This window comes from Clostridium sp. UBA2485 (assembly GCF_002341865.1).
In the GTDB taxonomy this organism is placed as follows: Bacteria; Bacillota; Clostridia; order Clostridiales; family Clostridiaceae; genus Clostridium_J.
Window position 1 is genome coordinate 1 of record NZ_DDOV01000057.1, and the last position, 7518, is coordinate 7518.

Here is a 7518-nt window from a genome sequence, read left to right on the forward strand (position 1 = left end):
TAGCCCATTAAAAAAATCCTGACTGACCTCAGGATTTTTTTAATGGGCTAGTTACAATTTTATTCAATTCACAATTTTGGATATTTCTCAGCAATGGCCGAGAAATTTGGAATTAATTTCCCCTGAAGTTACATAATAACTTCTTATAAAAAACTAGCAATTATATTGCTAACAAAAAATCTATTTAAGAAATTAATTTGTTTAAGATTATTTTCAACCACAATTTAAAATTGTCCATCGTCAATTTTAAATTGTTTTAAGTTGTCTTAAATAAAATTTAAATAAAATAGTAAATTTATAATTTATTAAAATTAACACATAAGTTGTCCCCTTTGTAAATATATTTTATATATGTATATTATACTTTAGGGAGTTGCATAATATTGAAACTTATGTATGTTTTTATTTTAATTATTTCATTATTTATACTTTATAAACTTATAAAAAACTATGGATTCAATGCTATACTCACCATTTTAGCATCATTAATCATTATTTATATAATAGCTAATCCAAAAGAATGCATGGGATTTACTGTAGATGGTGTTAAACTTTTTTTTAATTCTGTATTCCCGTCATTATTTCCATTTTTAGTATTAATAAATATGATTATTTCTTTTGGTGGAATTCAAATTTACTCTAAAATACTTGGGAAAATAATCTCTTATCCATTAGGACTTTCAAAAAACTGCAGCTTAGCAATACTTGTTAGTGCTTTTTGTGGATACCCTTTAGGTGCTAGATATTCTAGTGATATATACGAAAGAAATTTAATAGATTATAAAACTTACGAGAGGCTTTTAAATATTGCTTCTAACGGAAGTCCACTTTTTATAATAGGAGCAGTAGGGACAGCAATGCTGGGGAATGTTTACATGGGATATTTATTGTTGTTATCAAATTTTCTTTCTTGTATAGCAATGGGTTTAATACTTCCTAATAGATATAAAAATAATAATTCTACAAGTAGTAAAAATGTATTTGTGTATGGCAATAATTTAAACATAGGTGTAGCTTTTAAAAACTCCATAGAAGATGCCATTAAAACTGCATTATCTATAGGTGGATTTATAGTCATCTTTTCAGTAATTATAAACATAATAAAAGGCAATGTTTTATTTAACATTACCTTAGAAAAAATATCTACTTTTACAACCATTCCCTTTGAAGTCATTCAAGGTCTAATTTTAGGAATGATTGAAATAACAAATGGCTGTAACATTATAACTAAGTCTTCTATTGATTTAAATACTAAACTGCTTTTATTAAGCTTTTTAATTACCTTTAGCGGACTTTCAATAACTTCCCAAGTTTACTCTTTAGTATATAAATTTAAAGTTTCTATGAAAAAATATTTATTTTATAAAACAATCCAAGGTGCTATTAGCGCCTTAATAACCTTATTATTATGTAAATTGCCATTTTTTAATTTTTCTCAAGAAACCTTTTTACAAAATAGCTATTATAATATAAACAGCTCTCAAATATATTTGATAGTCATATTAGTTATATTATTCCCTTTAATTATAACCAAAATAGAGTCCTAATTATTTTAAAAGGTGAATAATAAAAACTACTACATTTTTAATATTAAAAGTTTCAGTAATGCTTATAAATTATAGCTGTAATTTATAAGCATTATTTCATATTTCCTAAATCTTTAATATTTTCTCTAACAATAGAAGTAGTACTTGTAATCTCTTTATGCATATTTCTAAGCATAGTATCTACTTCCTTGTTAATTTTTATAATTATAGCTTCTCCATTAATATCTATTTCCTTCTGAAGGTTGCTTAAGGTTTCATCCGCATAATTTAGCACATTAGCTTTTAATTCCTTAGCATATTTAGTAGCTTCTAACTTCATCTCTCTCGCTTCAGCATTAGCTTCTTGAAGAATTTCATTTGCCTTATGTTCCGCTGCTCTTATTACATCAGAATTTTCAAGTTCTCTTTGAATTCTTCTTTTTGCATCTTCTCTTATAGCCTCTGCCTCTCTTCTAGCATTATCTAATATTTGTCCTCTAGCTTCAACAATTTCCTTTGCTTCTAAAAATTGTTCTGGTAAGTCTGCTTTTAATTCACTTATAATATTAAGCATTTCTTTCTTACTTAAATTTACCTTTCCAAGTAAATTGCTAGAAGTTTTTACTGTCTGTTCAAGATAATCTATAAGCTCTAAGATGTTGTTAACTTTTTTGTCCACTATTATCCCCCCTCTTAATTTTAGCTCTTTCCTTTAAATCTTCCTTAATTTCATCAGGAACTAAATCTTCAAGACATCCTCCAAATAAAGCAACCTGCTTTGTGGCAGAAGAACTTAAATAAGAATACTTAGAATTTGTCATCATAAATACAGTTTCCTTTGTTTTATCTAATTTCTTATTCATAAGTGCCATTTGAAACTCATAATCAAAGTCAGACATAGATCTAAGTCCTTTAACTATCACATCAGCTTCTTCTGCATTCATGAAATCTACTAATAATCCACTAAAACTTTTAACTTTAACATTTTTATAAGGCGCTATAACCTTCTGTATATGAGCCACTCTTTCATTGACTTCAAACCAACCTTTTTTATCGGGATTTATTAATACTGCAACTATCACCTCATCAAAGACGTAAGATGATCTCTTTATTATATCTAAATGGCCATTAGTTATAGGGTCAAAGCTTCCAGGATAAACTGCTTTTCTCATTTTTAAATCTCCTTATACTCATAGAAACATACTGTTGTATTTCCGTACTTTCTTTTGTCAATTAATATTATTTTGTCATTTCCCTCGTATATAACTTCACTTGTATCTATCTTTGTAACAATAAGACCCTCTCTTTGAAGAAGGTTATATTTTGAGATCAACTCTATTGCTGGTGGTATCATCTCCTTAGCATAAGGTGGATCTATAAATATGAGATCAAAAACTTTTTTTTCTTTTCCAAACCCTTCAAGATAATGATAACAATCCCCTTTTAAAGTAGTACATATATCTTGAAATTTTAAATTTTCTACATTCTTCTTTAAAAGATTATAACTACTATCTCCTTTTTCTATCAAATAGCTATGTTTAGCTCCTCTACTGGCAGCCTCTATTCCTAAGCTTCCTGTGCCTGAAAATATATCAATAGACACTGCATCTCTAACCCTATTTTGTATTATATTAAATATTGATTCTTTTACTCTATCTAAAGTTGGTCTGGTTCCCATCCCCTCTGGTGGTAATAACTTTTTTCCTTTAGCTTTTCCAGCAATAACTCTCATTCATTTCCTCCTTAGATTTTAATTAAAGATTTTGCTTTAATAATCTTACTATAAGTATAAATTATACATTATGTAAAGTCTTTATATAAGATTTAACACTATTTTAAATATTATCTATTTTTTCATTCTAAGTTATTAAATCTAATTCATATCACCCTACGAACAGATTCCATAACTTTTTCTGATATAAAATAAATCTCTATTTTTAACTTATGTTTTACTTGGCAGAACTAATTTAATTAAAACAAATATATTTAGAACTTCTCTCAAGCATTTTTCTTATTTCTTCTTTAATTTTCAAATCTTCATCTTTACTACTAAATATTATATTTTTAGCTTCTTTATTAGCTATCTTAAAGAGCTGAAAATCTTCTGCTAAATCTGCAAGTAAAAGTCCACTTTCACCAGATTGTTTAAATCCAAAGACCTCTCCGCCTCCTCTAATCCTTAAATCTTCCTCTGCTATAAAGAATCCGTCATTACTATTTTTCATAGTCTCCATTCTTCTTCTCGTAGTATCACTTTTTATATCTGCTATTAATATACAATAGGACTTGTAACTTCCTCTTCCTACTCGTCCTCTTAGCTGATGAAGTTGAGATAATCCAAATCTTTCAGCATTTTCAATTATCATCAAAGTAGCATTAGGTACATTAACTCCTACTTCAATAACTGTAGTAGAAATTAAAACTTTAATATTTTCCTCTTTAAAACTTTCCATTATTAAATTTTTCTCTTTATTAGGCATTTTACCATGAAGTATTTCAATTTCAATATTTTTAAAGTATTTTTCCTTTATTTCTAAATATAAACTTTCCACAGAACTTAGGTTTAAATCTTCATTTTCCTCAACTAATGGACATACTATATAAACCTGTCGTCCTTCCGCAATTTCCTTTAGTGCAAAGTTATATACTCTATCTCTTTCTTTTTTATCTACATAATAGGTATCTACTTTTTTTCTTCCTGGTGGAAGAATATCTATGGTAGACACATCTAAATCTCCATAAAGATAAAGGGTTAATGTCCTTGGTATAGGAGTAGCACTCATTACAAGTATATCTGCATTTTCTCCCTTACTTCCTAATTTATTTCTTTGATTTACTCCAAAACGATGTTGCTCATCAGTAACAATCATACCTAGTTTCTTAAATACTACATTATCTTCAATAAGCGCGTGAGTTCCTATTAAAAGGTCTATTTCTCCATTAGATAGAGCTTCTTTAATTAATTCTTTATTTTTAGCAGTAGTACTTCCTGTTAAAAGTTCTATTTTTATATCAAACCCTTCAAAAAGTCTTATAGCTTCATAATAATGTTGCTTTGCTAAAATCTCTGTGGGAGCCATCATTGCCGCTTGATATCCATTTTTGATAACATTGAATAATGATATCAATGCAACTATAGTTTTTCCACTTCCTACATCACCTTGAACTAATCTATTCATAACAATATTTTTCTTTTGATCTATTAAAATTTCTCTTACTACCCTACTTTGAGCTTCTGTCAATTCAAAAGGTAGTTTTGCCTTAAGAGTTGTAAGCTCATCACATATTTTAAATGGTACTCCGCTGCAGTTTTTATTAAGCTCTTTAAGTAATAAGACCTTCATAGAATATGTGAATAGTTCTTGAAACTTTAACCTTCTTTTAGCTTCTTTTAAGCTATTATTATCCTTTGGACTATGAATATGTCTTATTGCCTCATCTAAGGAAATAAAATTATAATTCTCTATAATTTTTTCAGGTAAATTTTCAATAATTTTTGTATGAGATAAAACCTCAGTAATAGCTTTATTTAAAAAATTATTACTTAAATTATCTTTAAGAGAATATTTAGCTAATATTTTATTATCATCTAAAGTTACATTTCTAAGTATCTTAGGATTGTTCATCCTAACTTCATTATTAAATTTTTCAATTTTGCCACTTAATATGTATTTTTCATTGACTCTAAAACTATTTTTAGCATAAGGCTGGTTAAACCATTGACCTTTAAAAGTTTTATTATTAGCACTGAATATTATAGTAGAAAGAACTTTATTATTCTTAGTTCTTATATCTCTTAATATACTTACTACTTTACACTCCAATATTACCTTATCTTTTTCATTAAATCCATTAATGTCACTTCCTACAGTTATTAATTCATAATCTCTAGGAAAATACAAAAGTAAGTCTAAAACACTATAAATTCCACATTTATTAAGTTTTTCTGCCATTTTAGGCCCTACACCCTTAACATAACTAATATCATTATATAAATTCACAACATTCACTCCATATATAGAATTTAAAGCTTCTTCGCCCATTACAAATATACCATATATAGAAAAAAAGCCCTAAGGCTTTTTACTCTACAGATGTAATAAAATAATATAATGGTTGCTTTCCATCAAAGCACTGAACATCCATATCTGGATATTTTTCTTCTAGCTTTTCTAGAAGTTTATTTACCTCTTCAACACTACAATCTTCTCCATAGAATATAGTAATAAGTTCACTATCATCATTTATCATGCTAGAAATTAACTCTTCACAAATATCATATATATCAGTTCCTATTTTACTAATTTTTCCTTCTACAAGTCCAAGAATATTACCTTCTTTTATAACTCTTCCATTATCTTCAGTATCTTTAATTGCATAAGTTACTGAACCTGATATAACATTCTTACTACATTCTGTCATATTTTCACTATTTTCTTTTGGTGAGACTTCGCTATTAAACATTGTTATAGCAGTAATCCCCTGTGGTATTGTAGTTGTTGGTATAACTATTACATTTTTATCTACTAATTCTATAGCTTGATTTGCTGCCATTATTATATTTTTATTATTTGGAAGTACAAAAACATTTTCTGCATTCACTTTATTTATACTTTCAACTATGTCCTGTGTGCTCGGATTCATAGTTTGACCGCCCTCTATTACTACGTTAACGCCTAAATCTTCAAAAATATTTTTAATACCTTCTCCTCTAGCAACAGTTACAAATCCATATTTCTTTGGTGGTTCTACAGAAGTAACTGCCTGAGTAGCGTCACCTTCTTCATAATCCATTAAAGTTCTATGCTGTTCTCTCATATTATCAATTTTGATTTTTGACAATTCTCCAAACTTAACAGCTTTTGAAAGCACAAGCCCCGGATCATTAGTATGAATATGAACTTTAACTATATCTTCAAGTCCTACTAATACTATAGAATCTCCCTGTCTTTCAAGTTCTTCTTTAAACTCTGGAATATTAACTCTTTCAGATAGTATTATAAATTCTGTACAATATCCAAATTTAATATCTGCAGAATCAATATGAACTTCTGGACTTGCCATTTCTACCACTTTATTTTCTAAAATTTTAGTGTTAAGGTCAACTTTAAGGTCATCTTTTAAAGCTTCATGCATACCCTTGAAAAGGATTAATAATCCCATTCCGCCAGCATCCACAACTTTGGCTTGTTTTAACTGTGGTAACATCTCAGGTGTTTTGTTTAACATCTCTTCGCAATTCTTGCAAATTTCTTCAAATAAACTAGTTACATCTTTAGCATTACTTGTTTTTATTCCTTCAGCTGCAGCTCTTATTATTGTAAGTATTGTTCCTTCTGTCGGTCTCATAACTGCCTTATAAGCAAAATTAGCACCTTGCACCATACTCTCTTTAATGTCTTCTACTGATGCCTCACTTTTGCCTTCAAGTCCTTTTGCTATGCCTCTAAATATTTGAGAAAGAATAACACCTGAATTACCTCTAGCACCCATAAGTGCTCCTCTTGCTAACTTTCGAGATATTTCATCTACTGTTTCTTTATCTAAATTTTCAACTTCACCTACTGCTGTTTTAAATGTCATAGACATATTTGTCCCTGTATCTCCATCTGGCACAGGGAATACATTTAGTGAGTTTACATATTCCTTTTGCTCCTCTAACTTATTAGAAGCGTTTCTAATCATGTTGCAAAAATCATGCCCATTTATTTTTAAGTATTTCAATGTCGATACCTCCTAGACCCTCACACCTTGAACGTTTACTGTAACCTGTGAAACCTTAAGTCCTGTAAAGTTTTCCATATTGTATCTAACCTTCTGAATTATATTATTAGCTATTACTGAAATTTTAGTTCCATATTCTACTATTATATATAATTCTACTGTTAAGGATTCATTTTTCGTATTTATTTTGACACCTTTGCTTAGGGTTTTACCCCTTTAAAACTCCCCTAATACAATTTTAGCATTTTTTTTAAACCTAACCAAAAAA

At 28.5% G+C, this 7518-nt stretch carries 6 protein-coding genes and 1 pseudogene; 1 reads left to right on the top strand and 6 read right to left on the bottom strand.

Features of this window, described 5'->3' with window-relative positions; translation table 11 throughout:
- The first annotated feature begins 392 nt into the window (after nt 1–392).
- On the top strand, nt 393–1547 hold the full coding sequence (gene ylbJ / locus B3603_RS12040; RefSeq protein WP_291565125.1) for a sporulation integral membrane protein YlbJ: 1155 nt from the start codon (nt 393–395) through the stop codon (nt 1545–1547).
- Between the two features lie 91 nt (nt 1548–1638).
- On the opposite strand, the gene B3603_RS12045 is transcribed toward ylbJ, so the two are convergent.
- The 6 genes and pseudogenes from B3603_RS12045 to B3603_RS12070 form a co-directional block, all read right to left on the bottom strand.
- Nucleotides 1639–2205 (bottom strand): hypothetical protein, encoded by a 567-nt coding sequence (locus B3603_RS12045; RefSeq protein ID WP_291565115.1) that lies wholly within the window; start codon nt 2203–2205, stop codon nt 1639–1641.
- On the bottom strand, nt 2189–2698 hold the full coding sequence (gene coaD / locus B3603_RS12050) for a pantetheine-phosphate adenylyltransferase (RefSeq protein ID WP_291565117.1): 510 nt from the start codon (nt 2696–2698) through the stop codon (nt 2189–2191). The genes B3603_RS12045 and coaD overlap by 17 nt, the downstream gene beginning before the upstream one ends.
- A gap of 2 nt (nt 2699–2700) precedes the next feature.
- Nucleotides 2701–3258 (bottom strand): 16S rRNA (guanine(966)-N(2))-methyltransferase RsmD, encoded by a 558-nt coding sequence (gene rsmD, locus B3603_RS12055; protein WP_291565119.1) that lies wholly within the window; start codon nt 3256–3258, stop codon nt 2701–2703.
- Between the two features lie 235 nt (nt 3259–3493).
- A complete protein-coding gene (gene recG, locus B3603_RS12060) occupies nt 3494–5527 on the bottom strand; it encodes an ATP-dependent DNA helicase RecG (protein ID WP_291565121.1) in 2034 nt (677 codons plus the stop codon).
- An 82-nt stretch (nt 5528–5609) separates the two neighbouring features.
- Nucleotides 5610–7250 carry a DAK2 domain-containing protein gene (locus B3603_RS12065; protein WP_291565123.1) on the bottom strand — a complete coding sequence of 547 codons (1641 nt, stop codon included), beginning with the start codon at nt 7248–7250 and terminating at the stop codon, nt 5610–5612.
- Nucleotides 7251–7262: 12 nt separating this feature from the next.
- Nucleotides 7263–7466: pseudogene (locus B3603_RS12070) on the bottom strand (Asp23/Gls24 family envelope stress response protein); the annotation flags it as partial.
- Between the last annotated feature and the right edge of the window lie 52 nt (nt 7467–7518).